This window comes from Bacillus jepli (genome assembly GCF_047238305.1).
GTDB lineage: Bacteria > Bacillota > Bacilli > Bacillales > Bacillaceae_L > Ferdinandcohnia.
Genome location: NZ_JBDFMO010000001.1, coordinates 1,397,345 through 1,421,072 on the forward strand (window position 1 = coordinate 1,397,345; position 23,728 = coordinate 1,421,072).

At 40.7% G+C, this 23,728-nt stretch carries 20 protein-coding genes and 1 pseudogene; 15 read left to right on the forward strand and 6 right to left on the reverse strand.

Features of this window, described 5'->3' with window-relative positions:
* Positions 1 to 212: 212 nt before the first annotated feature.
* The 6 genes from ABC371_RS07085 (at position 213) to ABC371_RS07110 (ending at position 4,605) form a co-directional block, all read left to right on the forward strand.
* Positions 213 to 578, forward strand: coding sequence for a GntR family transcriptional regulator (locus ABC371_RS07085; protein WP_412896144.1), 366 nt, complete (start codon positions 213 to 215; stop codon positions 576 to 578).
* Positions 579 to 589: 11 nt separating this feature from the next.
* Complete coding sequence (locus ABC371_RS07090) at positions 590 to 1,279, forward strand: ABC transporter ATP-binding protein (RefSeq protein ID WP_412896145.1); 690 nt, start codon at positions 590 to 592, stop codon at positions 1,277 to 1,279.
* Positions 1,276 to 2,106, forward strand: coding sequence for a hypothetical protein (locus ABC371_RS07095; RefSeq protein WP_412896146.1), 831 nt, complete (start codon positions 1,276 to 1,278; stop codon positions 2,104 to 2,106). The genes ABC371_RS07090 and ABC371_RS07095 overlap by 4 nt, the downstream gene beginning before the upstream one ends.
* Positions 2,107 to 2,121: 15 nt before the next feature.
* Positions 2,122 to 3,309, forward strand: coding sequence for a hypothetical protein (locus ABC371_RS07100; RefSeq protein WP_412896147.1), 1,188 nt, complete (start codon positions 2,122 to 2,124; stop codon positions 3,307 to 3,309).
* Positions 3,310 to 3,369: 60 nt separating this feature from the next.
* A complete protein-coding gene (locus ABC371_RS07105; RefSeq protein ID WP_412896148.1) occupies positions 3,370 to 3,879 on the forward strand; it encodes an RNA polymerase sigma factor in 510 nt (169 codons plus the stop codon).
* 102 nt (positions 3,880 to 3,981) lie between these two features.
* Positions 3,982 to 4,605, forward strand: coding sequence for a hypothetical protein (locus tag ABC371_RS07110; RefSeq protein WP_412896149.1), 624 nt, complete (start codon positions 3,982 to 3,984; stop codon positions 4,603 to 4,605).
* A 240-nt stretch (positions 4,606 to 4,845) separates the two neighbouring features.
* Here ABC371_RS07110 and ABC371_RS07115 read toward each other — a convergent pair whose 3' ends face one another.
* From ABC371_RS07115 to ABC371_RS07125, 3 genes are all read right to left on the reverse strand, one after another.
* Positions 4,846 to 4,971 carry a hypothetical protein gene (locus tag ABC371_RS07115; protein ID WP_412896150.1) on the reverse strand — a complete coding sequence of 42 codons (126 nt, stop codon included), beginning with the start codon at positions 4,969 to 4,971 and terminating at the stop codon, positions 4,846 to 4,848.
* A 592-nt stretch (positions 4,972 to 5,563) separates the two neighbouring features.
* Positions 5,564 to 8,293: a DEAD/DEAH box helicase gene (locus ABC371_RS07120; protein ID WP_412896151.1), complete on the reverse strand. Its 2,730-nt coding sequence runs from the start codon at positions 8,291 to 8,293 to the stop codon at positions 5,564 to 5,566.
* Positions 8,294 to 8,305: 12 nt separating this feature from the next.
* Positions 8,306 to 9,904, reverse strand: coding sequence for an SWIM zinc finger family protein (locus ABC371_RS07125; protein WP_412896152.1), 1,599 nt, complete (start codon positions 9,902 to 9,904; stop codon positions 8,306 to 8,308).
* A 350-nt stretch (positions 9,905 to 10,254) separates the two neighbouring features.
* Here ABC371_RS07125 and ABC371_RS07130 point away from each other — a divergent pair, with 350 nt between their 5' ends.
* The 4 genes from ABC371_RS07130 (at position 10,255) to ABC371_RS07145 (ending at position 15,189) form a co-directional block, all read left to right on the forward strand.
* Positions 10,255 to 10,416 carry a YwzD family small protein gene (locus tag ABC371_RS07130; protein WP_412896153.1) on the forward strand — a complete coding sequence of 54 codons (162 nt, stop codon included), beginning with the start codon at positions 10,255 to 10,257 and terminating at the stop codon, positions 10,414 to 10,416.
* A gap of 406 nt (positions 10,417 to 10,822) precedes the next feature.
* Positions 10,823 to 12,679 carry a GAF domain-containing sensor histidine kinase gene (locus ABC371_RS07135; protein ID WP_412896154.1) on the forward strand — a complete coding sequence of 619 codons (1,857 nt, stop codon included), beginning with the start codon at positions 10,823 to 10,825 and terminating at the stop codon, positions 12,677 to 12,679.
* Positions 12,654 to 13,289 carry a response regulator gene (locus tag ABC371_RS07140; protein WP_412896155.1) on the forward strand — a complete coding sequence of 212 codons (636 nt, stop codon included), beginning with the start codon at positions 12,654 to 12,656 and terminating at the stop codon, positions 13,287 to 13,289. Before ABC371_RS07135 ends, ABC371_RS07140 begins: the two co-directional genes overlap by 26 nt.
* A 496-nt stretch (positions 13,290 to 13,785) precedes the next feature.
* Positions 13,786 to 15,189 (forward strand): S8 family serine peptidase, encoded by a 1,404-nt coding sequence (locus tag ABC371_RS07145; protein ID WP_412896156.1) that lies wholly within the window; start codon positions 13,786 to 13,788, stop codon positions 15,187 to 15,189.
* A gap of 86 nt (positions 15,190 to 15,275) precedes the next feature.
* Here ABC371_RS07145 and ABC371_RS07150 read toward each other — a convergent pair whose 3' ends face one another.
* Together ABC371_RS07150 and ABC371_RS07155 are read right to left on the reverse strand one after the other, a co-directional pair.
* Positions 15,276 to 17,060, reverse strand: coding sequence for an IS1182 family transposase (locus tag ABC371_RS07150; protein WP_412896157.1), 1,785 nt, complete (start codon positions 17,058 to 17,060; stop codon positions 15,276 to 15,278).
* Between the two features lie 414 nt (positions 17,061 to 17,474).
* Positions 17,475 to 17,936, reverse strand: a complete 462-nt coding sequence (locus ABC371_RS07155) for a hypothetical protein (protein WP_412896158.1) — start codon at positions 17,934 to 17,936, stop codon at positions 17,475 to 17,477.
* 765 nt (positions 17,937 to 18,701) lie between these two features.
* On the opposite strand from ABC371_RS07155, the gene ABC371_RS07160 reads away from it, so the two are divergent.
* Complete coding sequence (locus tag ABC371_RS07160; RefSeq protein WP_412896159.1) at positions 18,702 to 19,238, forward strand: glycerol-3-phosphate responsive antiterminator; 537 nt, start codon at positions 18,702 to 18,704, stop codon at positions 19,236 to 19,238.
* Positions 19,239 to 19,649: 411 nt separating this feature from the next.
* Here ABC371_RS07160 and ABC371_RS07165 read toward each other — a convergent pair whose 3' ends face one another.
* Positions 19,650 to 21,479 (reverse strand): sensor domain-containing protein, encoded by a 1,830-nt coding sequence (locus ABC371_RS07165; protein ID WP_412896160.1) that lies wholly within the window; start codon positions 21,477 to 21,479, stop codon positions 19,650 to 19,652.
* A 257-nt stretch (positions 21,480 to 21,736) separates the two neighbouring features.
* On the opposite strand from ABC371_RS07165, the gene ABC371_RS07170 reads away from it, so the two are divergent.
* The 4 genes and pseudogenes from ABC371_RS07170 (at position 21,737) to ABC371_RS07185 (ending at position 23,495) form a co-directional block, all read left to right on the forward strand.
* Positions 21,737 to 21,967, forward strand: coding sequence for a DUF1659 domain-containing protein (locus ABC371_RS07170; protein ID WP_412896161.1), 231 nt, complete (start codon positions 21,737 to 21,739; stop codon positions 21,965 to 21,967).
* A 34-nt stretch (positions 21,968 to 22,001) separates the two neighbouring features.
* On the forward strand, positions 22,002 to 22,217 hold the full coding sequence (locus ABC371_RS07175; protein ID WP_136381441.1) for a DUF2922 domain-containing protein: 216 nt from the start codon (positions 22,002 to 22,004) through the stop codon (positions 22,215 to 22,217).
* A 66-nt stretch (positions 22,218 to 22,283) separates the two neighbouring features.
* Complete coding sequence (locus ABC371_RS07180; RefSeq protein WP_116352074.1) at positions 22,284 to 22,454, forward strand: YvrJ family protein; 171 nt, start codon at positions 22,284 to 22,286, stop codon at positions 22,452 to 22,454.
* A gap of 178 nt (positions 22,455 to 22,632) precedes the next feature.
* Positions 22,633 to 23,495, forward strand: a pseudogene (locus ABC371_RS07185) (Rpn family recombination-promoting nuclease/putative transposase).
* Positions 23,496 to 23,728 lie beyond the last annotated feature (233 nt).

Consider the following 23,728-nt stretch of genomic DNA (forward strand, 5'->3'; position numbering starts at 1 on the left):
TAGAACATTTGTTCTCGTGTGTCAACGGTATTTTTAAAAAAAATTCATGTTGACAGGGGTAGTGTATTAATCATATAATACATTGTGTATTAACCTATTGATACACGGTGTATTTTTTTATCATAGCTGTATGATGCGTTTAATACAGTTTTTTTATAAGTGGTGTATGAACCCCTTGATACAGGGAGATGAAATTTTTAGGAGTTGGGTCTATGGATATCAAGTTTAACAATCGAGATCCCGTATACGTGCAAGTAATTCAGTATTTCAAGGAGCAAATTGCGAAAGGCTTTTTTGAACCAGGTCAGGAGATTCCGTCAAGAAGGGAATTGGCGAATCGGTTGAAGATTAATCCGAATACGGCGCAGCGTGCGTATAAAGAGATGGAGGAACAAGGGTTGATTTTTACAGAAGGAAATTTACCAAGTCGCATTACGAAGGATGAAGAGGTGTTGAAAATGGTTCGTGAGGAATTGATTTTGGATGCAGTTTCTACTTTTATTCAATCGGTTCGGTCCATTAATGTACCTTTACCAGAAGTCTTAAATCTAGTTGAAAAAGAGTATGACAAGGAATAGGGGGGATTTCGGTGATTGAAGTAAAAAATGTAACGAAGAAGTTCGGCAGGAAGACAGTGTTAAAGGGCATTAATTTTACTGCTGAAAAAGGGAAGATTACGTGTTTGATTGGGATTAACGGCGTTGGAAAAACAACGGTCATGAAGGCGATTATGGCGTTAACGCCAATTAATAGTGGAGAAATTCTTATCAATAGTGAAAAAATCAATAAAAGTAGCTATGAAAAAGTAACGTTTATCCCAGATACGATCACGATGTTGCCGCAAATGAAAATTAAAGAGGCCTTCACATTTATGGCGGATTTCTATGACAGCTGGAATCAAAAACGTGCGAATGAGCTTCTTGAGTTTTTTAGGCTTAAAGAAACGGATCGAATCTCTGAGTTATCAAAGGGAAATACAGCGAAGGTCAACCTTATTCTTGGACTTGCCTTGGATGTTGATTATGTCCTCATGGATGAGCCGTTTTCAGGGATAGATATTTTTAGCCGTGAACAAATTGCTGAAGTGTTTACTAGTCATTTAATTGAAGACCGTGGTGTGATTATCACAACCCATGAAATTAATGATATTGAACACTTAATTGATAAAGTCGTATTGCTTGATGATGGTGTTGTGTTAAAAGAATTCGATACCGAAGAAGTTAGAGAGAATGAAGGGAAATCGGTTATCGATGTGATGAGAGAGGTGTACAAGGGATGAAACGGTATTTGAAATTAGTGAATTTCGAGTTTTCTCGATTTTTTAAACTCTATCTTGTTTTGGTTGGGATAACGGTGTTTTTTCAAATAATTGGAGTTATTTTTACGTCAAAAAGATATTTAGGTAGAGCGGAGGAAGCAATGGTTGAAGATATGCTCTCAAAAGGTGATTATATTTCACAATATGGGAAAATCTCAATGATCGATTTTGCTCAAACCCTTTGGTTTATGGGACCGATTATGCTGAGTGGAGCCACTTTACTGATTTATGTATTTTTTATTTGGTATCGTGATTGGCTCGGGAAAAATACATTCAGTTATCGTCTACTCGTCTTGCCAACGGCTCGATTGAATGTGTATTTGGCGAAGGCTACAACCATTTTGCTATTTGTTTTAAGTCTTATTGCTTTGCAATTAGTATTAATACCTGTTGAAAGTCGAGTGTTACAGTGGATGGTTCCTGGAGAGTTTCGTACGGATTTCACAGTAGGAGAAATCACGAATGTTTTTTATTTACAAGCTTTATTTCCTAAAACATTTATGGACTTTGTCCTTTACTATGGCGCGGGAATGGCAGCTGTGTGTGTGGTGTTTACAGCTATTTTGTTCGAACGCTCCTACCGTTTAAAAGGGCTTTTCTTTGGGATTATTTATTGTGTGATTTCCTTTTTATTCCTTTTGTTACCAATCTTGCTGGATGAGTACATGTTAGGAAACTATTTTTATCCAAATGAACTATTTTACCTTGTGGTTGGGGCAGGGTTAGTTGCTTGGGCTGCAGCAATTTGGATTGGCAATTATCTTTTAAATAAGAAAATAAGGGTTTGATAGGAGGTAGCATGAATGAAACGTTATTGGAAAATCCTTACGGTCTGTCTGGTTACAGTTATCGTGCTTGGAACTTTTTATATACAATCTAGCTTAGCTTCAGAGAATATACAAATTGATTTTGAAAAAGTGAGTGGAGATGAGAGTTTAGTTAAAAGTCTGGAAATTAATGCTGATTATGTAGTCGGAGACATTCATCAATCTCTACTGATTTCTGATGAGGAAACAACTAATTTAAGCAATCGATCCGTTGTTCAGCAATTGACTGGTCTTTATGGGGAAGCTTCTACACAAAAATTAGTTAAGAATTATAAACAATTTATGAGAGGGAAAAATTTGGTCTCTTCTAATTTTTATGAGGATGAAGATTTACTTGTTTATGTCAGTGTTAAGGGTAAGAGTATAAATGCTACTTCTTTAAATTCCTTTTTTGATATTGACGTTTTAGATAAGAAATCTGAAACGTCTACTCCGATGAAATTAGATCTACCTAAAAATGGAAAATACAATTGGGTTGATATCGTGGATATTCAAATAAAGGATGGGAAGTTATTAGTAATTGCGAGAGGTTATCGTATCAATGGCGGCGAGGATTTGGTTGTTTACACGGTTGACTTAAATGGAAAGAAAATCACAAATGAAGAAGTCGTTTTCTCTACGCCAGCAGTAGAGAACGGATGGTCAGATTTTAGATTTATCAATGACCATTATTCGAGCCAACCACAAAAATATTTGTTATTTAAAGCAGAGGCTTTTGAACATGAATCTGGTGATGGTGCAACGGCCATTGTGGATGACTTTATGATATACGATATCGAACAGAATAAAATGAGTAAGATTGAAAGGCCTGAAAACTTTGCTGGCTACATCGAAGATTCATCTGTATTAAATTCTGCTTTGTATATTCCAGTTCAGACGCCGAATGAAGTAGATGTCATTCAGTATGATATTGAAACGAAGAAATGGGACAAGAAACAAACATTTGGAGTTGAAACGCCGAATAGTTCCGAGGATGTACCTTTTGTAAAACTACAAGGTGGAAAAATTTATATCGTTTATTCTACTAATGATGGACATACACTTTCTATCGGAGATTTAAATACAGGGGAAACATTATATGAAGGACACCTAAAAGTGGAAAATTCAAAAACAGAACGTGAAGATTACCAATTATACATTTTCGAAATAAAGGATGCCAGGTAATCGGTCACAGGTGCGGGTCACGGGGACAGGTTCCGTGTCCCAGTTAATAGGGTGAGAAAAATGAAGGAACATCAAATCGAACAAATTATAAGTGAATATGAACCTGAGTTGCGGTATGCGGCCTTTCGCTATGTGCGAAATTGGGTGGTTGTGGATGATATTATGCAAGAAGTATTCTTGAAAGTCTTTTTGAAAATCCATTCATTCAGGGATCCATCTAAAATCAAAGCTTGGTTGTACAAAATCACTCGAAACCAATGCATTGATTATCTTCGCAGCAAGGTTGTGAAAGCGACGGTCTTAATAGACGATTTTGAAGGATTGCGGTATACGGCGAATGAAACCGTCGAAAAAGAAATTGTAGAGAAGTTCGATCGAGAAAGGCTTTACGAACATATTGAGTCTTTGCCGAAGGATTACAAACAGACCTTATCCCTGTATTATTTTCATGATTATTCGTATATCGAAATTAGCCAATTACTCCGGAAAGATATTTCGTTTGTAAAAAATAAGCTGTTTAGGGGTCGGCGATTGTTGAAAGATGAATATGAAAAAGAATTAATTGTGTAAAGGATGGCCAATTATGTGTAATTAAGCATGATTGGTCTTTTTTTATGAGGCTTTAATAGGGTATAATTATCCAAAAATAACAAATTGTTGAGGATGAGTAGGATGAGATTCGTAGTTTTGTTTGGGGTAGCGTTATTGTTGGGAGTTTTGCTAGGATTCTTGGATCTAGGTCAACCGACAAGTATGATAATAAGCATGATTGTGATTATTGTTCTTGGCACTTACTTATTTATTTATCCGATTTATGGAGAGAAAAATGTAAGAAAGATAGAGTCCTATCTTGAAAAACGCAGAAAAAATCCAGCGTTCAAGCTCTATTACGGGATGGGCAATCGGATTGATCAGGATGTGAAGGAAGCAACAGAAGTATTGCTTCAAAAATATAAGCATCCCGCCAAACAGGCATTGTTCAAGACTTTGCATGCATTATATGAGGATGATATTTTGCGAGTAAAGAAGGACATTGAGGATATCCATCCCCCTCAATATAAAGCGTATTATCAAGCCATAGTTGCAGTAGAGGAAGGTAAACTGGAGCAGGCCGCTGAACTTGGGGAACAGGTGAAGTCGAAGTGGATGAAGCATGCTTTGGCTGCTGGAATTGCGAAGAAAGCGGGAAATCATGCTGAGTATGTATCTGAAATCCAAAAAGCGTTTGAGAAGACACGAGGAATGCAGAGGTATGTGCTGTATAAGCAGTTTCAGAGGGATTTGGAGGCAGTTTGATAGAGTGAGAGCTGGGATTGCAAGGTTGAATGGGGAAATGCGTTTCTTTTGATTGGTGAATCTGCGTGTGGGTGCGGGGATATGCGTCGGTTTTTGGAAATATGCGCATGAATTTGAAAATTTGCGTCATTGCACGAGTATTTGCGTTGGAATATGAAAATATGCGTCTGTGTGGAGATATTTGCGTCTGAAAGTTTTTTATACAAAAATTGGGTGGTGACAGGAGTCACCACCCTTCACTCATTTTTTCAGTTTTTCTTCGACTAGCTGAAAGAATTTTTGCCAAGGTTCAGTTTTGTCTTTGTGCTTTTCACTTGGCACAAATTTTTTCGCTCTTTTTTTGGGTTTGGTTGTTTTTTCTGCCAAATGAATCAGCTCCTTTGGATTTACGGTATATCATAGTGTGGTTTCCGCACCAATGATATACCGATTAGAGAGTTTGCGGTATATCACGCAGCGGGATTAAAGTGCTTGGTATACCGCAAAGCACATTTACGGTATATCGACTCATGGGATTTTAGTGTTTGGTATACCGCAAAGCACATTTACGGTATATCGACTCATGGGATTAAAGTGCTTGGTATACCGCAAAGCACATTTACGGTATATCGACTCATGGGATTAAAGTGCTTGGTATACCGCAAAGCACATTTACGGTATATCGACTCATGGGATTTTAGTGTTTGGTATACCGCAAAGCACATTTACGGTATATCGACTCATGGGATTTTAGTGTTTGATATACCGCAAAGCACATTTACGGTATATCGCCCCATGAGATTTTAGTATCTGGTATACTGCAAAGCACAATTCCGGTATATCACTCCATGAAAATTTAGTTTCTGATATACCGCTAGCCCCTCAGATATATCACGAGAGTGCTGGGACAGTAAACCTGTCCCTGTGTCCCACACCAAAACGTGAGCGGCTGGGACAGTGAACCTGTCCCCGTCTCCCATTAAAACGCCCCAAGTAGTTCTTTCAGTTCGTTGGTGGAGAGTTCGGTGATCCAGTTTTCGCTGGTGATGATTTCGTCGTTCAGCGATTGCTTCTTTTCAAGCATTTCGTCGATTTTTTCTTCGAGTGTGCCGGTAGCGATTAGCTTGTGCACGTGGACGAAGCGCTTTTGGCCGATGCGGTAGGCACGGTCGGTTGCTTGGTTTTCGACGGCTGGGTTCCACCAGCGATCATAGTGGATGACGTGGTTGGCCTCGGTCAAGTTCAATCCGGTTCCGCCTGCCTTTAGTGACAGGATTAAAATATTGAACTCACGATTTTGGAAGCCTTCAATCATCTTGTCGCGCTGCGCTTTCGCCACACTTCCGTTCAAGAACTTTACGGATTCATCAAAGCGTTTTTGAAGCACATCCTGAATCATCTCTCCCATTTGAATATACTGGGTAAAAATCAAACAGCTCTCGTCTTGGTCACGAATGTGATCGACAAGTTCAAGCAGCTTCTCCATTTTCACAGAGCGTTCATCCACATTCGTAGGAGAAGCTTCCTTTAAATAAAGCGCCGGATGGTCACATACTTGCTTCAACTGCCCGAGCATTTTTAAAATTAACCCTTTACGCTGCATACCGGCCAGCTGTTCGACTTGCTCCAGCGTATCCTTCACAAGCTGCTCGTAAATTGAAGCCTGCTCGACTGTTAACGGGCAATATTCCTTCTGTTCGAGCTTGTCCGGTAGGTTCAAGGCGACGGCTTCGTCATTTTTCGTACGTCTTAGTAAAAATGGTTTTATCAAGCGCTGTAGCTGGGCGATTGTTTCCTCATCATGATCCTTTTCAATCGGTGACACAAATCGTTTTTGGAAGCCACCGAGGCTGCCTAAGTAGCCACGATTGATAAAGTCAAAAATCGACCAAAGCTCCGTTAAGCGGTTTTCCATCGGTGTACCGGTTAAGGCAATATTATGGTCGCTTTTTAGCTTGCGAATCGCGCGCGACTGCTTCGTTTGCGCATTTTTAATATTTTGTGCCTCATCTAGGCAAATGGTCCCCCAGTCAAAAGCGGAAATTTCCTCCTCATCCATATGGGACAACCCGTAGGAGGTGAGGACGATATCTGCCGAGCTGACACCTTCTGCAAACTCCTCGCCCTTCAAGCGGTTTGGACCATAATGAAGGTGGACGCGTAAGTCCGGTCCAAATTTCTCAAGCTCCTTTTGCCAGTTTCCAAGGACGGAGGTTGGGCAGATGATGAGAGCAGGCTTGGCGCCATTTTCTTTGACCGCTAAAAAGTAGGCAATCATTTGAATCGTTTTTCCAAGTCCCATATCATCGGCAAGGCAGGCGCCAAATCCAAACTTCCGTAAAAATAAGAGCCAGTCGACACCTTGCTGCTGGTATGGACGAAGTTCGCCTCTGAATGTGTCCGGTATGCTAGCTTGAGGAATCTCTTTGATATCCGTTAGCTGGGTAATCATTTGCGACAGGTGGCGGTTCAGTTCAATTTGTACGCCTGCAAATGCACTTGCCGCTTCTTGTTCCTCACGCTCTGCTTGTTCCGATAGCGAGAGTAGCTCCTGTTCCAAGACATCTCGAACATGGAGTCCTTCTTTGTTTGCGCGCTCTAGGATCGATTGAACCTGTTTGATAAACGCTGGGTCGAGCTTAATCCATTTGCCGCGGATGTTGATTAAGCGTCTTTGCTCATTGACAAGCGACAAGAATTCATCCTCGGAGAGCTCAACGCCATTCGTTGAAAAGCGCCAGTCAAAGTTAATGATCGACTGTAACCCTACAAAGGATTGGCGACCACTTCCAGTAGAGGTTTTGACCTTGGCCTTGATCGCAAGCTGGGCGTCCTTAATGGCTTGCCACCAGGCTGGTAAGAGAATACCAACTCCTGCTTCAATAAGCCTTGTGCTCGCTTCGGTTAAAAAGTCCCATGCTTGGCGCTCGGTTAGTTCGTGAACAATGCCGTCTCCGTCACGAAGCCAAGGTACGAGCTTACACCACATGTCTTGGTCACTTTCAATTTTGCCCGCAAACTCGGTCCATTCTTTTGGCAGAACGGTGTACATCGTATGAGGTTTTTCTTTCTTGCGAAGCACTGTGTGGAGCTTCCAGTCTCCGTTATCCACCTCGGGTTCCTCGATTTGCAGCATAACGTCAAAGGGTGTGTGATCTTCCTTCCACCCAATACGTTCGAGCCAATTGTTTTCTTCGACGACGGACTCAGCGCCGGCGCTACTTTTTACAAGAGGGAAGGTTTGAGCGATCTCTTCCCAGGCTTCAGATAATGAAGAGTCGGACCTGATCCAGTCGGTGATGGCTTCAGAGAACCACTCAGCTGAAAATCCGGTTAGCTCGGTAGCAATCGGTTTCCAGCCAAAGCGCTCCGAGCTACGCCAATAGTCGAAGTCAGGCATAAATTCGCCATTCTCGATGCTTGGGAGCAAGTTTTTAGCGATTCTGTGGTAATGGTCCACGTCTTCACTAAGCTCAATTTCTATATGTGAATTGATGGGCAATTCGGCAAAAAAGGTCAATGCTTGCCAGGGTGAAAGACGGATAGCATTGCCGTCCTCTTCAAGGAAAGTCCCGTAAAAGCTGGCTTCATGCCAGGCGAAGAGATTATTTTTCCACTGTTGCACTTCAAGCTCATAGCCATCTTCTGTTGTGCACCAGACGTGGCATCCTTTTTCCGCAATCCATTCTGTATGGACTAAAAACAACATCGTCTCACCCCTTTACTCTGAAATCATCGAAGCCCGAAGCAGCTCCTGTTGGAACGCGCGTAATCGTTTATTCACAGTGGAAAGCTTCGTAATATAGTCATCCCAACGGTCTTCTTGTTTTAATTTTTTGTAATGTGTCCGGATTTTGCGCAAATATTTAACGGCTTTTTTATAGCTTGGTCGGTTTTTGCCCTCAATTGCCTTTGCGACGGCCTGATGGTATAGCGGAAGCAAAGCGGCTCGGTCGAGGGTTTCAATTTCTTTTATAATATAACGGTCCATTTCGTCGATGTCATAGCCGACCATGATTTGCAGTTCGACCCATTTCCGGTATTGGTCGGTATCAAGCAAAAAGTCGTTGTATTCCACATAACTATAAGGAAGGAGCTGTTTCAGCGCGTTAATATAAACGGCGGAATCGCGCTCATCAGCGTAAGACATGATGTTTTGTAAAAATAACCGTGTCATGTGGCGGCGTCCTTCATAGCTTTGGATGCCAAAAATATAGCCGCGAATTCCTTCTATTGCATGGTCAATCCAAGCGCGAGCTCGGTCCCAGTTTTTTGATTCTGACAGATAGGAAATCCACCAAAAGCTATAGGGAATCCCTGAATTTCCCAGCTTTTTCATTGTGTCGATTGCCGTGTTGTCGTCCGTTTGTAAAAAACGAATATGGGCATAGGCAATCAGGTGCGCTGGTTGTTCGGTGTTCAATGCGTTTTCCTCGAGTTCTAGCCATTTTTCGCGATTAAAAAAGGTAGCCCAAAGCAAACGGTACATTTGCATGCGCTCATATTGGAATAGGGTGTCCGCAAGAAGCGTGTTGCGAACATGTTCGAGACTTTCCTCAAGCAGTTCATCAAGTGAAAAGGAAAGGGACACCTTCCGCATCTCGAGTGAGTTGTCGAGCACGACATCTGTGAAATTATGAAAGTAAGGTCGGATATACGTATCTACCTGGTAATTTCGGACTTCAATTTGTCCGAGCAGCTCTATTGTTTTTCGCATGCAAAAAAGAGCGGCATGGATGTGATATAAGCGTTTGAGCTCCTCAGAGCGCGGCGCTTTCCTTTTTATGTTCTGAAAAAGGGAATGGTACAAGGTTGCGAATGAGTACACATTTTTTTCGCGTTGTCCTGATTCAAACCGCTTATATTCACTATTAAAAAGGGTTAGCCAGCTTTCAAGTGAATTCTCCTTGTATTCGACACGCTGTAGGACGTTACCTTTTATAACCGGAATCGAGTCCAGCGTAGGCTTCGGTTTGTTGCCATCCTTCCACTGTTCAAGCAGAGACCCTACGCGATCGACGCTTGCGTACATATAGAAAAACAGGGCCATCCGGTGACGACAAAAGGATGGATCTGGGCAGGTACAACTTGATAGTTCTAAAAAATCCAGATCAAGTGTGACATCAACCGGGGTGACGTCTTGCACACGGCCCTCCAGCGTGTTTCCGTTGTATTGTACATTATAAACACTCCCCTGACGGTAGAGGTTTAGTCCTTTTTTGATTAAATTGCGATCTTCTTCATTTTCGAAAATGATCATACTCCGAAGCTTTTCGGAAAAATGCATGACCGCATCCTTTGGTATATCGTTTTGAAGCAAAGTGGTCTCACTCCCCACATGCAATAATTATTGAACATCCACTAAAATCATATCTTTTTATTATACCGCAAAATCGTACAAATTTGGATTCCTGGCATTAAAACGGTGTGGCTTTTACCTAAATTTAGAAATATTTTGAGTGAGACAGTCGCAAAAAAGAAGTCTCTGGCGTACATGTATAGTAAATACTTGGCGGAGCTGGTTTCTCCATCCAGCTTTGGCGAGTAATCATTTTCTCCCAAAGTGCCGTGATGGTACTTACTGAATTCTTGTTCCTGGTGAAGGCGTCTCCATTCTTCACCAGGCAATCTTTAAATGAAGGCACTTTTTCAGCTAGGAGTGAACATAAATTGAATGATAAATCTTCAGAAAAGGTTATTTCGATTGATGAGAAAATGGTAAGAAGAGCGTTAATTCGAGCCTACATGAAGGGCGAAAGAAGTGCAGAAGTTGATATAAAGCAATTCATTCAAGACTTAGCAAATGATATTAAAGGTTTTCCAACAACATAATGACATATCTAAACTGTCGCGATTCGACACAATTTTTGTCGTACAGGCTTGGGTTTCGGCTGTCTTTCAATTAAGAAATTTTATTTGGGGGAAATCCCTTTGGAATGCAGTTTCGAGGACAAGTCTTACTACTTTTGGCGTATAAAAATAATAAATTTGGGTCATGGAAATTCTCCCGTTTTTTTGACATAATTACCTACACAAACATTTAGCGGTGTTTGTGGTTACCCAGCATTGGTCAGTGGTTTTCACGCCATTCGACTAGTCTGGGTTTTTATTGAGTTTGAAGAAATTTTTAAAATATGAATTCGTTTTCAATGGCTTGGTTTGTGATTTTTAGTTAATACATATATTAGGATAGTAACAGGTCCAATTAACTGAATGTTATGGATAAGGGGGGAGCGATTTGAGGCTTCCAATGGTTTCCTCACATAGACGGGAAAATTATGCAAAATTATATATGATTATCATCGCTGTACTAGGTTGGGGTGCTGTGATAAACGCACTTTTTCATCTGGAACCAACGAACGATATCACCATCCTTCTCTTGCTCACAGTGTTTTTAGCGATAACAGAGTATTATCCAATTCCACTTTTGAGAGGTTCAACATCGATTTCATTCCCATTCGTTTTCGTGATGTATGAGCTATTCGGGGTTTCGTATCCCATCATCATCTATGCGGTAATTGCATTAGCAATTAATATCCTTCACCAACGTCCATTGAGGCTTGTGGTATTTAATCCGGCCCAGTTGACTTTAAGTGTCTTTTTAGCGGAATACATATTATCACATACAGATGTGGATCAAATTCTAACATCAAGTAATGATTTTCTAGCGGGATTTAGTACTTACTTTCTTTTTCTATGCTTCTTTTTTATCATAAATAATTTCATCGTGGATATCGTGTTGTTCATTCGTCCGCAACCCTATACACTTTATTTATTTAAAAATAAATCATTAACTGAGTTAAGCAATGTAGGAGTTTCCTTGCTATATGGAACGATGATGTTTTACCTTGGGAGTCGTACAATTGACGAGTTCTCGCTCTTCTTCTTCTTCTCTCCATTGGTTGCGGTCTCGTTATTGTACTCGGTCATCTCAACCCTAAGAAACGAAAAAAGAAGGTTGAACGCTCTTTTTTCAATCACAACCGGGGTTAACAAGAAAATCCATTCACCAGAATGGATTGATATATTTAAAAATACGTTCTCGCAAATCGTGGATGTGCAGGCACTTATGCTGTGGGTCAAGGAAAACGATGTATGGAAGATTTTATATTTTGACGGGCGTGTTACTCCGAAAGATGAATTGACTGGTGAGGCGTTAGCTCGTTTTGATGGAAAAAAACAGCCGATTGTTTATCAAGATCGAGTGAAAAAGCTTGGTCCGATTGATGAGTATTTTAAAAAGGATATGAAGGCATTTGTGTACTCACCGATGGTCGTTGAGAACGAAACGATTGGGATGCTCGTTGTAGCAAAAAGTCGAGCGCGTAGCTTTGAGGAAGATGAAATTCATTCGATCGCGACGCTTTCGAATCAGCTTGCAGTGGCGGTGAAGACAAGGTTTTTAATCGAAGAACAGGAAAAGCGAATTATCCTTGAAGAGCGCAACCGAATTGCTAGAGGCATCCATGATGGTGTGGCCCAAACATTAGCTGGCGCCATCATGAAGCTTGAGACAGCTGAACGAAAATTTAAAAGTCATCCTGATGAAACGAGAAAGCTTATTCGGGAAAGTATGGATAAATTAAGGCTTAGCTTACGAGAAGTGCGCGAATCGATTTATGAGCTGCGCCCATATCCAACAGAGCGGGTTGGGTTGTCAGTTGCCATTAATAAGCGAATTGATATGATAAAGAGCGAGTACAATATTCATTTTTCGTTTGATATTAGAGGCCAAGAGGTTCCACTTAGTCCAATGGTCGAGAAGGAATTATTTGATATTTTTCAAGAGAGCCTGCAAAACACAATTAAGCATGCACAGGCCACCAAAATAGAAGTTCTGTTAAGCTATCAAAAGGAGCACATTATTTTAAAAATAAAGGATAATGGTGTAGGGTTTTCATTGTTCCAGGCGATGGTTAAGGCACAAAACAATCCTCATTTTGGAATTTTAAACATGAATGACGCAGCAGAAAAGATTAATGCAACTCTTCAAATTGATACAAAAGAAGGCCAAGGTACGGATATTACATTAACGGTTCCGAAAATGGGACTTGAAGGAGGTAGTACTGGTGATCAAGCTTATGTTGGTGGATGATCATGCTGTGTTACGTGACGGACTGAGGAATATTTTAGAACTTGAGGACGATATTCTCGTTGTTGGTGAGGCGGTTTCGGGGGATGATGCACTTGAAAAGGTGCCAATGTGTGAGCCTGATGTTATTTTAATGGACATCAATATGCCCCAGAAAAATGGAGTGGAAACAACAGGTATTTTGAAGAAAAAATATCCTTTGATTAAAATATTGGTGCTGACAATGCACAACCATGAAGAGTATTTTATGGCTGCCATTCGCGAGGGTGCTGACGGGTATTTGTTAAAGGATGCACCGTCTGAGCAAGTGGTGGAAGCGATTCGAACAGTCGCACGCGGGGAGTCTGTGATTCATCCATCGATGACGAAAAAGCTTCTTACCTTCCATCAACAACAACAGGAGCAGCCGAAGGACAATGCATTAACCGAACGGGAAACAGAAGTCCTGCAATGCCTGGTGGAAGGCCTTAGCAACAAAGAAATCGCCGAGCGCCTCTTCATCAGCGACAAAACCGTAAAAATTCACGTCAGCAAAATCTTCAAAAAATTCGACGTCAAAAGCCGCTCCCAAGTCGTCATCTACGCCGTGCAAAACAAGTTAGTGCCGATGTAGGTGCCACGTTGGTGCCAGGGTTGCCATGGGTGCGATGGTTGCCACGGAGACGGTTCTTGTGGTTCCCTTGGGTCGTGGGGGGCTACGAGTGCCAGAGGAGCCAGAGGGACGGTTCTTGTGGTCTCCTAGGTCGCGTGGACAGGTATGTTGTTCCCAGTAGTCTGGGCTATAGATGTCCTACGCCCCCAGCAATGTGGGCTTTTTGAATATAAAGGTCAACAACTGCTTTCCGTTTGTGGAGGCAGTTTTTTTATGCCTAAAAATAGAGATTCGAGTACGTTTCTCGCGATGATTCTTACAAACTTATTTATGATCCGGGAAAACTGTAACTTTATGTAACCATTTTTGTGCGATATTACAACAATATGTCTTTTGTATAACAAGAAATACTGCTTTTTTAACGGAGTTTTACGTCTTTTGCGTAATAGGAAACCTTTAGTAGGGGCGCGATAATGGAAGTAAGAAAGTTACATATGTGATTTGAAAGGGGAAAGAGATGAGAAAACTTGCTGTTGTATTATTTGCGCTTTTACTAGTGATTCCGTCATTTTTACAAGAAAAGAAGACTGTTTCTGCAGTTGAGACAGGCTCAGCGATTATTGATCCTGCTCTAGAAGCGGTGTGGGACAAGGTTAGCTCCTTACAGGTGATTGTTACATTCAATGGGGATGGTGCTCCAAAAGAGCATCAATTGGGTCTATTAAACATACTCGGAATCAAGGTTGGCGTTTCGATGAAAAATCTCCCGATTGCAGGAATTGTTGCGACGAAGAGCCAAATTGAAAAACTCGCACAAAGTAATGAAGTACGCTCGATTTATTTTAATAGAAAGCTAGAGTATTTTAATGAAACATCGACGGAAATAACCGGTGTCGACCGTGTGAGGGCGGATGAGGGAATCCGTTTGGCAAACGGCGGCCAGCCTATAACGGGTAAGGGTGTTGGGGTTGTCGTCAATGACAGTGGAGTTGACGGGACACATGGCGACCATCTTTTTGGAAAAAACCTTGTGCAAAACGTGCTTGGATCTGTGAATTTAGCAAACTTGGCACCAGGTATTCTTCCGATTACTTACTTCGAAAATGTGCCGAATACGGATTCAAATTCCGGCCATGGTACACATGTGGCTGGGACGGTTGGTGGCACGGGTGCGATGTCAGATGGCAAATATGAAGGTGTAGCACCTGGTGCAGACTTGATCGGGTATGGTTCAGGTGCAGCGCTGTTCGTTCTTGATGGTATCAGTGGTTTTGATTATGCGATTAAAAATAAGGATAAATACAATATTCGAGTGATTACAAATTCCTGGGGTTCATCAGGTGATTTTGACCCGAACGATCCAATTAATATTGCTAGTAAAAAAGCGTATGATGCGGGGATAACGGTTCTGTTTGCTGCTGGAAATGAAGGGCCGAGTGAGAACACTCATAATCTGTACGCAAAGGCGCCATGGGTGATTTCAGTGGCAGCAGGTGACAGTAGTATAAAATTAGCAGACTTCTCTTCACGAGGAACAAAAGGATTGGGTGGCACGTTCACATTGGATGGCAAGGAATGGACGTGGAAGGATGCACCAACCATTACGGCACCAGGGGTGGATATCGTGTCTACACGAGCGATTGCACCGATTTCATCATTAGCGGCTTTACAGGATGTGCAAGCATTGAATCCATTGCATGTGCCGTTCTACACGATTATGAGCGGGACATCAATGGCAACACCACATGTTGCGGGAATTGTAGCGCTCTTATTGGAAGCAAATCCACAGCTGTCACCGGACGCCATTAAGCAAATTATCGAAGACACTGCGATACCAATGCCTGGCTACGAGAAGTGGGAAGTTGGCGCAGGATATGTCGACGCATACGCAGCGGTGAAGAAGGCAATCGAAATGAAATAGTGGAGGGACCAGAGGGACGGTTCCTGTGGCTCCATCATAGTTGAGGGACACAGAACCTGTCCCTTCGTCCCACATACGGGGGCTGTCTAAAAAGTCCCAAAAATAGTAAAGCAGCGAGAGAAAAATGTTATGTTTTTCTCTCGCTGCTTTTTTGATGGATTTTGATTATTGAAAGTAGCCAGGCGGATGCCTGCTACTTTCAATAGATTGTGTGCTAATGCCACAATCCCAAACTCGACATGAACCTTATCGAGCCCCCGCAGAGAAAATCTGCGGAACGACCGATTGCCCTTGATGTGACCGAACACACTTTCTACCTCAATTTTACGTTGAGAATAGATAGTTGCTTTCTCCTCACATTCAAGGGCTGTTTTTGCCTTTGCTTTCATTTCTTCAAATATTGTGTTCCAATGAACCTGGCGATTACCTTTTGCTTTTGTACATTGTTGTCTTAATGGGCAATCTGTACAATCTTCGCATTCATATATTTTGTAACTTTGTTCATAACCCGATGAGTTCTTTTTTGTTAGATACTTTTTAAACAAAACCTTTCGGTTATTCGGGCAAATGAACATGTCATCCTGTTCGTTGTAAACCCAGTTCTTCGCGTTACTAATATCGTTTTTGTATTTGCGAGTTTGTTCCTTCATATAGCTTCCGTAAGGAATGAGGAACTCAAAACGAGGTTCTTTACCTTCACCAATGGCGTATAAATAGTTTTCTTCACTTCCATAACCCGCATCGGCAATAACTACTTTAGGCATTGGTAAAGACGAGGAAGCTAGTCTCTCCAAATGTTCCTTAAAGCAACGTGTATCTGTTGGGCGCTGATGGATGGAATAGTACAAAATAAATTGATTCTCTGTTGCCATTTGAACATTATAACAGGGTTTTAGTTGACCATTTTTCATATGATCCTCTTTGGTTCTCATGAATGTTGCATCTTTGTCGGTTTTAGAATAGCTATTACGATTACCAAATGTATTGTTCTGTTCTTTGTATTTTGCTAGACGTGGTATGAAATCCTTACGGATTAACTTTAAAGGCTTTGTGAATAAGCTCCGTTTTTGTCTAATTTCTTTTTTAACTTCTGCATTTGTTTCGTTCTTTAGTTCCTCAGACAATACTTCTACTTTTTCTTCAAGAGTTTCTGCTATTTCCTCAAGCTTAAAAGTAAGGTTTTCTGAATTCTGAGTATTGTTTTGTACATCATCAGAAGCCTCTAACTCGGTCATCATTTCTATGTGGCGTAGGGTTTCTTGAATTTTTCCTCTTAACGTCTCCTCAAATTTGGTTGTAGCCTTTTTCCATACGAAAGAATACTTATTGGCATTGGCTTCGATCTTTGTCCCATCCAAAAAATAGTTTTCCATTGTTATGTATCCATCTTTTATGAGGTTTAAAATCATAGCTTCGAATAGCTCGTTCATTAATGATTTCATTCGTTGTCCGCGAAAATCATTTAATGTACGGAAATCTGGTTTTTGCATCGCGGCTAACCACATAGCTGGAATATTTTCTTCTAACATTTTTTCTATTCCACGACATGAATATGTTTTTTGGGAATATCCATACAAAATGACTTTAAGCATCATTTTTGGATGAAATGAACTTCTGCCCCCTCCCTTATAATGGGAGAACAACTTTTCATCAGGAATAGCTTCAACCATTTCGTCAATTACTCGTGCCACGTGATGATCTGGAATCAGTTCTTGAATATCAGGAATGAAGGTAATTTGTTGATTATTGTATGGAATGAATGTGGGACGGAGTTCTCTCTTAGGTGAAACGCAAGTTTCTTCTTGGATATTTAGTGGAAGGGTAGTTTGTTCCGTGTTATAATTTAATTCAGTAGTCATTTGATTACTCATAAAAATCGTCCTTTCGAAAGTTGTTGGTTTGGTCACTTACAATTTTACTTGAAAAGACGATTTTTTTGTGTACTTTTTTAAGAATTGTGTAAAAATTACTGTTTTAAATCTAGTTGATTGAAGCGGAAGGTACGAGACTCCTGCGGGAAAAGCGTGGCCAGGAGAGACCCCGCAGGAGCTTGCGACGAGGAGGCTCTCGGACCGCCCGCGGAAAGCGAGTAGCTGCAGCGGAAATCAACACCATGTTTTAACCTGAAAATAATATAAAAGAAGGAGGCTGTCCTCAAAAGTCACTTTTCAATGACTTTTCGGACAGCCCCGTTTATCCGTCCCTACGTTAGATAGTCAGCCTTCCGAGTAAACGGGAAGGCTTTTAAAATGCTCAAACATTGTGCTCTTCCGCCACATCACACCTTATCGATACGACCACAAGAGCATCCAGTCCCCATCTTCTTGGACGACGAAGACATCTTGGTGGATGGAGAAGGTTCCATATGTGCTTTTGTAGGTTTGAGTGATAGGCACTTTATAGACATCATGGAAGATGGTGGAGTTTTTCGTCATCTGCCAGGATTTGAGTTTTTCGGCGTCCTCCATCGTGAACTTGAACGTGTCAGTTCCGAAATGTCCAACAAACACATGGTTGCGCTGCTGGATGTAGTCGGCTTTTTGGAACCGCTCCTGCATCAGGGGATGGAATAATTCCCAGGAGCTTCCGAAATCTGCATCCTGTTCGTATTTATAAAAGGATTGCACAAGCTCTTTAGCTTCTTCCTCCGGTGATGAACGAAATAATGATAGTAATAAAATAACAAAAAGAATGGCCCCAACTATGACCAAAATGAACTGAATGGGCAAGCCGCGTCGTCTTCTCATATGTAAACAAAAGCCCCCTTAAGCTTGTTTACTATTATGGATATGCCTTCGGAAAGTTGTCCTAGTACAAGATTGACTCCTTAATTTTTTGTGGGACAACGAACCTGTCCCTCTGTCCCGCGAGCAAAAAAAATAGGCTAGAGCCTAAGCCCTAGCACTAAATTTACTCAATCGAGTTAAAAAAGGACGACGTGGTCCTTTGCCGTATCTCACAAAATACAGCCGATCTTCAAGTCTTTGATAAAAACGAATTCCCACGATCTTTAAGGGTGTCCAAATTTCTTTAAACGAATAATAAGGCAAGTTTAGCACTCCTCCCCCAGTCAACACATTATTTTTATATTATTTTTTAACTTTTTAATCTATTTAAAAAATAATAGCATGTCCATGGAGATAAAAATGTGGAAACGTGTAGATAAAAATTAAAATATTTAGGTCAAATTTAGACAAAAATCGCTAAAAAAGCCCCGTTTTAGGAAAGTTGCCTTCAAAAAGTGCTAATAATCGCTATATTTTTACACCGATTTTCCCAATATACAATTTCCTAATACATTGGTACTATATAATTATAGTAAAATACTAGATTGGTATTATAACCAATCATACTCTTGTTAGTTAATGTAGAGAATGGGGGTTTTCTACATTTGACTATATATTTTACCTGTAGACTTTTTTCTCTTTTCGCCCTGCTCAAACGTGAGTGGGGCTCTTTTTTTGTTTGTAACTGAAAGTGTATACTAGTTTATAGAGATGGAGGGAAGACTGGTGGATCAACAAATTTTACCCGCATCAACGACGATGAAAGAATTCGAGTATTTTTTAAAAAGTAAATATGAAATCGGGGTTTTTACGGAAATACACATTGCTCAGTTGAAAAATATTAAGAGAATGGCCAATGAATATGGGAAGAAGATGATCTTTCATGTGGATATGGTACATGGGATCAAAAGTGATGAGTATGCGACGGAATTTATTTGCCAGGAGTTTCAGCCGTACGGGTTAATTTCGACGAAATCAAGTGTGATTCAAAAGGCGAAGCAAAAGGGAGTTTTCGCGATACAGCGGATGTTTTTGATTGATACGCATGCCCTTGAAAAAAGCTATAAACTAATTGAAAAAAATCAACCTGACTTTATTGAGGTGCTGCCTGGGGCCATGCCGTGGATGATCCAAGAGGTGAAAGAGAGATTGAATGTACCGGTGCTTGCTGGTGGGCTGATCCGGACAAAAGAGGAAGTGCAGAAGGCGCTCGAAGCGGGTGCTACTGCCATCACTACATCAAAAAGGGAGCTTTGGGTGTAACTTTATTCAGCAGAAGCCAACCAGTGATGCTGGGTAGAGTTAAGTTTTCCGGTGGATTCAATCCTATCACAACGCCTTTGACCCACTTCCTGTGGACCTAAAATCGGGGACAAACACACCAAGGCGTTCCTTTTTTGATGCAATTTGGCATAATTTGTTGGGAAGTTTATGTGTAAGCGTTGTCATTATTTCGTTATAATATGGGTAAGAAAGTGTGAGGAGGCGAAGTGATGGAAGAGAACACGAATCAATTAGCGGTTGGTATGGTGTGGGGAACAACATTAAGTATACCTCTTTGGATTGCGTTCTTTGGTTGGTTGAAGCTTCTGTCACATCTCTTCGTTTGAACGGAGGAGCCACAGGGACGGTTCCTGTGGCTCCACTTGCCCAAAGGGACCAATAGAACCGTCCCTATGGTCCCTTTAGCCATTTATCTTCGAATTCGGTTTGGGGGAGAGGCTTGCTGAAGTAGTAGCCCTGGCCGTAGGTGCATCCTTGATTGTTGAGAAATGTGAGTTGTTCGTTTGTTTCGATGCCTTCGGCGACGACTTTGACGTTAAGGTTATCGGACATTTGGATAATCATTTGAATGAGAGCTTTGGAATCGGAATTAAAATTTCGAATAAAAGAACGGTCAATTTTTAAATAGTCAATAGGAAGTTGATGAAGAACGCTTAGAGAGCTATAGCCGGTGCCAAAGTCATCAAGGCTAATGCTAATCCCAAGTTTCTTTAATTCGCGAACAGAATCAATCGATTTTTCCAAATTTATCAAGGCACTTTCAGTTATCTCGATGTCTAAGCGATGAAGGCAAGAGGTGTGCTCTATATTCACTTCCTCTATAAAACGACATAGGCTATGTTTTTCAAAATGCTTTGGCGACAAGTTCACTGAGATGTGCTCAAACTCATAGCCCGCCTCGGTCCACGAACATATCAATCCTAAAACTTCTGTAATCACCCATTCACCGACATCCACGATCAGACCGGTTTCCTCGAGCACGTGGATAAAAACATCCGGACTAAGCATTCCTTTTTCAGGGTGATTCCAACGTAGTAAAGCTTCAGCCCCACAAAATTTTCCTGTTTGGATTTCAAATTGTGGTTGAAAATAGACTTCAAATTCCCGTTTTTCGAGAGCTTCCTTTAAATCCTGCTCAAGCATAAAGCGTTCCTCAACTTTTTTTAAAAGTGTGTCATGATAAAAAACAAGGTGACCCCGACCGTGTTCCTTAGATGCATACATGGCAAGATCCGCCTTCTGTAGTAATTCCTCAATGGTTTCTGCGTCAAACGGAAAACGCGCAATTCCGATGCTCGCAAATACCTCTAAAGTAAATTCATGATAGGTAATAGGGAGGCTTATTTCATTAGCTATGCTTAGTGCGATTTTTTCAATGGCTTCATGCTGCACATCGGGAAGTGTCACGGCAAATTCATCGCCACCGATATGGTATGCAACACCTTGGTCGTCTACTTCTCTGAGACGTTTGGCAACCTCTGTTAGAACTGCATCTCCAGCCAAATGTCCATAACGGTCATTAGTCTTTTTAAATTCATTCAAATCAAGGTAGATGAGACTAAATGGGATTCGATTCGACAACTTTTCGCCCACATCCTCACTAAGCTTCCGTTTATTGGGTAAATTGGTGAGAGGCATGTGGTAGGCCATGAAATGGATTTTTTCCATGTTTCTTTTTTCTTTGGTGATATCCATAATGATCCCATAGATTCCAAGGATCTTTTTCTCTACGATAATGGGGATATTCCGAACAAATACATCAATCAAGTCACCATTTGAGTTATGGATTTGAACCTCATATTCCACAACTTCTCCCGCCAAAACTTTTTCAAATTGTTGTTTTATCACCTCTTGCTCATGTTTAGGTAAAAAATGAGTAAAATGTAAGCCTATAATATCCCTTTTTTCCATCTTCGTTAGTTTTTCTGAGCTCCGATTTATGTCAATGATGACACCACTTGGATCAACCATAATAATTGAGCTGGGGTTTAAATCGTACAGAGGTCGAAAATAGCGCTCTTGCTTGTTTAATTTTCGCTGATACCTATTGCCGAGAATCGCGATAAACATGCATAAAAACAAACTAAATAAAAGAAACGGGAAAAAGATACTACTCGAAAAAAAGCCGCCGTCATCTGGGAGTACTAGGCTCATTCCCTTAAACAAAATATACTGGAAGATGATGGAGTTAGAATATTCGAATATAAAAGTTGTGATCATACGTACACCTCGGCAAATGCAACTTATACGACTAGTATGAGCCATTATAGTGAAATTATTGGAACCTCAGATATTTTTTTCTTTTTGACGTATAAGATCGTTCAGATCTGGCAATGATGATAGTGTATTCCCCCCCTTTGTTTATATATTTTTGCTGGACCTCCTTTATGGAGGTATTTTTTTTGCCTTTTTTAAAAAACGATGCCCCTTTTTGCCCCTTACCTCTCTATAACATAGGTGTAAAGGAGGTGAGGGACATGGCAGTATTAAAAGACATTCAACGTACACAGTTACGCTTTGAGTTTGAAAATGGGATTGATGACAAAGGGCAGATGACCTACAAAAATAAAAACTACAACAACATCAACCCACTTGTAACAGCTGAAGATTTGTATTCAGTAGCCGTTTCAATCGAAAAGCTACAAAGTTTACAGCTTGTCGGACTTGAGCGTAATGACAGCTATTCACTAGCTAGTGACGGACAGTAAGTTTTAAACAAAAGGATAGAAAGGGGGAATAACAATGGCAAAAACATTGGAAATGCAATTTAAAAATGAAGATGGAAAAACGGCGACTATTTCCATTGAAAATCCAATCGAACCTGTTGATGCAGTAGCGGTTTCCGCTGCAATGGATCTCATTATATCAACAAATGTGTTTCTAACACCTGGTGGTGCGATTGTCGAGAAAAAAGGCGCACGCGTTGTCGAGCGTAATGTTGAAACAGTTGAACTTTAATTGGAATTGGGCCAACTTTCTATTTAGGAAGTTGGCTTCTACTTTTTAGTGGAAGGAGGAGGTATGGTGGAACAGTTTTTGCCTTTTATCCAAGAGGTTGGCTTTCCTGTCGTCGTGACATTCTATCTTTTGCACCGGATTGAAACGAAGCTTGATAGTGTCATTGATTCCATTCAAATGCTGCCACAAAGCATGAAGGCCGACCCACCGTATGAGACGAAGAAAAGTATATCGTAGAAATGATAGCACCTGGCGGGAATTCGTCGGGTGCTTTTTTATTTTTGAAAACTTGCAGGAAAATGTGGTTTCATGTCGAAATGAATATTTGTTACATATGCCTCTACACTCCCCGAAAAATGACCCCGAAAGGAAGATACAGATGAAACCAGAATACCTCGACTTAAAAGTAGACTTTATGTTTAAACAATTATTTGGTCAGCCAAGTCGAAAACATATTACAATTGCTTTTCTCAATGATTTGTTAGGAAGGAAAGGACACAATAGAATTAAAGATTTGCAATTTATTAATACTGAAATTTCAAAGGAGACTAAGGATGGAAAACAGTTCGATTGGATTTAGCCGTACTTACTCAGAACAGCGAAAATATAAATGTTGAAATTCAGGTCATTAACCAACATGATTTACCCGAAAGAATTCTCTATTATTGGGCAAAGACTTACTCTTCCTCCATACATTCTAGTGACCAATATCGCAAACTGCGTCCTACGATTTCTATTTCTATTTTAAACTTTTCACTTTTTCCTACTGAAACCGATGATTTCCACACTATTTTTCATATCCGAGAAAAAAATAGCCATTTTCTATGGAGCGATCAACTTGAATTCCATGTGTTTGATTTGACCTCTTTCGTGGTAAAATGGAGAAAATACCGAAGGAAACTGAACGACAACAAAGAATTGCCTTGGTTATTAATGTTAACCGCAGTGGATTATCCGGAAAATAAATTAGACGATGAATTAATGTCCGAATTGGAGGAATGGGCAATGAACATCGAGCAAGTAAAAGAAGCACTCATTGAGTGGGAAACAATAAGTGCAAATAAAGAAAATCGTGTCATTTATGAAGCGCGAGCAAAAGAGTTGCGTGACTTGTTAAGTAACCTTGAAGGAGAGCGGAGATTAGGGAGAGAAATAGGTAGAGCAGAAAAAGATTACGAATATGCATTGAAATTTATGCAAGAAGGGTTAGATCTTGCATTTATCGAGAAAATGACCGGACTACCCAAAGAAGAACTTCTTAAATTGAAAAAGAAGTAATTAAATAGCGAATTACTTAATGCTACTCATTAATTTGGGTAGCCTTTTTAGTAGTTCATTGATTCCATTCAAATGCTGCCACAAAGCATGAAGGCCGAACCGATGTATGAGACCAAGAAAAGTATATCGTAGAAATGATGGCACCTGACGGAAATTCGTCGGGTGCTTTTTCATGTCTAAAAAAGGAATGAATAAAAAGGAAGGTGAGAAACTAAGACCAAAGATTGGATAAT

Excerpts from the sequence above, each read along its gene's own strand:
- ABC371_RS07085 (WP_412896144.1), top strand. The coding sequence starts at position 213 with ATGGATATCAAGTTTAACAATCGAGATCCCGTATACGTGCAAGTAATT.
- ABC371_RS07095 (WP_412896146.1), top strand. The coding sequence starts at position 1,276 with ATGAAACGGTATTTGAAATTAGTGAATTTCGAGTTTTCTCGATTTTTT.
- ABC371_RS07100 (WP_412896147.1), top strand. The coding sequence starts at position 2,122 with ATGAAACGTTATTGGAAAATCCTTACGGTCTGTCTGGTTACAGTTATC.
- ABC371_RS07105 (WP_412896148.1), top strand. The coding sequence starts at position 3,370 with ATGAAGGAACATCAAATCGAACAAATTATAAGTGAATATGAACCTGAG.
- ABC371_RS07110 (WP_412896149.1), top strand. The coding sequence starts at position 3,982 with ATGAGATTCGTAGTTTTGTTTGGGGTAGCGTTATTGTTGGGAGTTTTG.
- ABC371_RS07120 (WP_412896151.1), bottom strand. The coding sequence starts at position 8,293 with ATGTTGTTTTTAGTCCATACAGAATGGATTGCGGAAAAAGGATGCCAC.
- ABC371_RS07145 (WP_412896156.1), top strand. The coding sequence starts at position 13,786 with ATGAGAAAACTTGCTGTTGTATTATTTGCGCTTTTACTAGTGATTCCG.
- ABC371_RS07150 (WP_412896157.1), bottom strand. The coding sequence starts at position 17,060 with ATGAGTAATCAAATGACTACTGAATTAAATTATAACACGGAACAAACT.
- ABC371_RS07155 (WP_412896158.1), bottom strand. The coding sequence starts at position 17,936 with ATGAGAAGACGACGCGGCTTGCCCATTCAGTTCATTTTGGTCATAGTT.
- ABC371_RS07165 (WP_412896160.1), bottom strand. The coding sequence starts at position 21,479 with ATGATCACAACTTTTATATTCGAATATTCTAACTCCATCATCTTCCAG.
- ABC371_RS07170 (WP_412896161.1), top strand. The coding sequence starts at position 21,737 with ATGGCAGTATTAAAAGACATTCAACGTACACAGTTACGCTTTGAGTTT.
- ABC371_RS07175 (WP_136381441.1), top strand. The coding sequence starts at position 22,002 with ATGGCAAAAACATTGGAAATGCAATTTAAAAATGAAGATGGAAAAACG.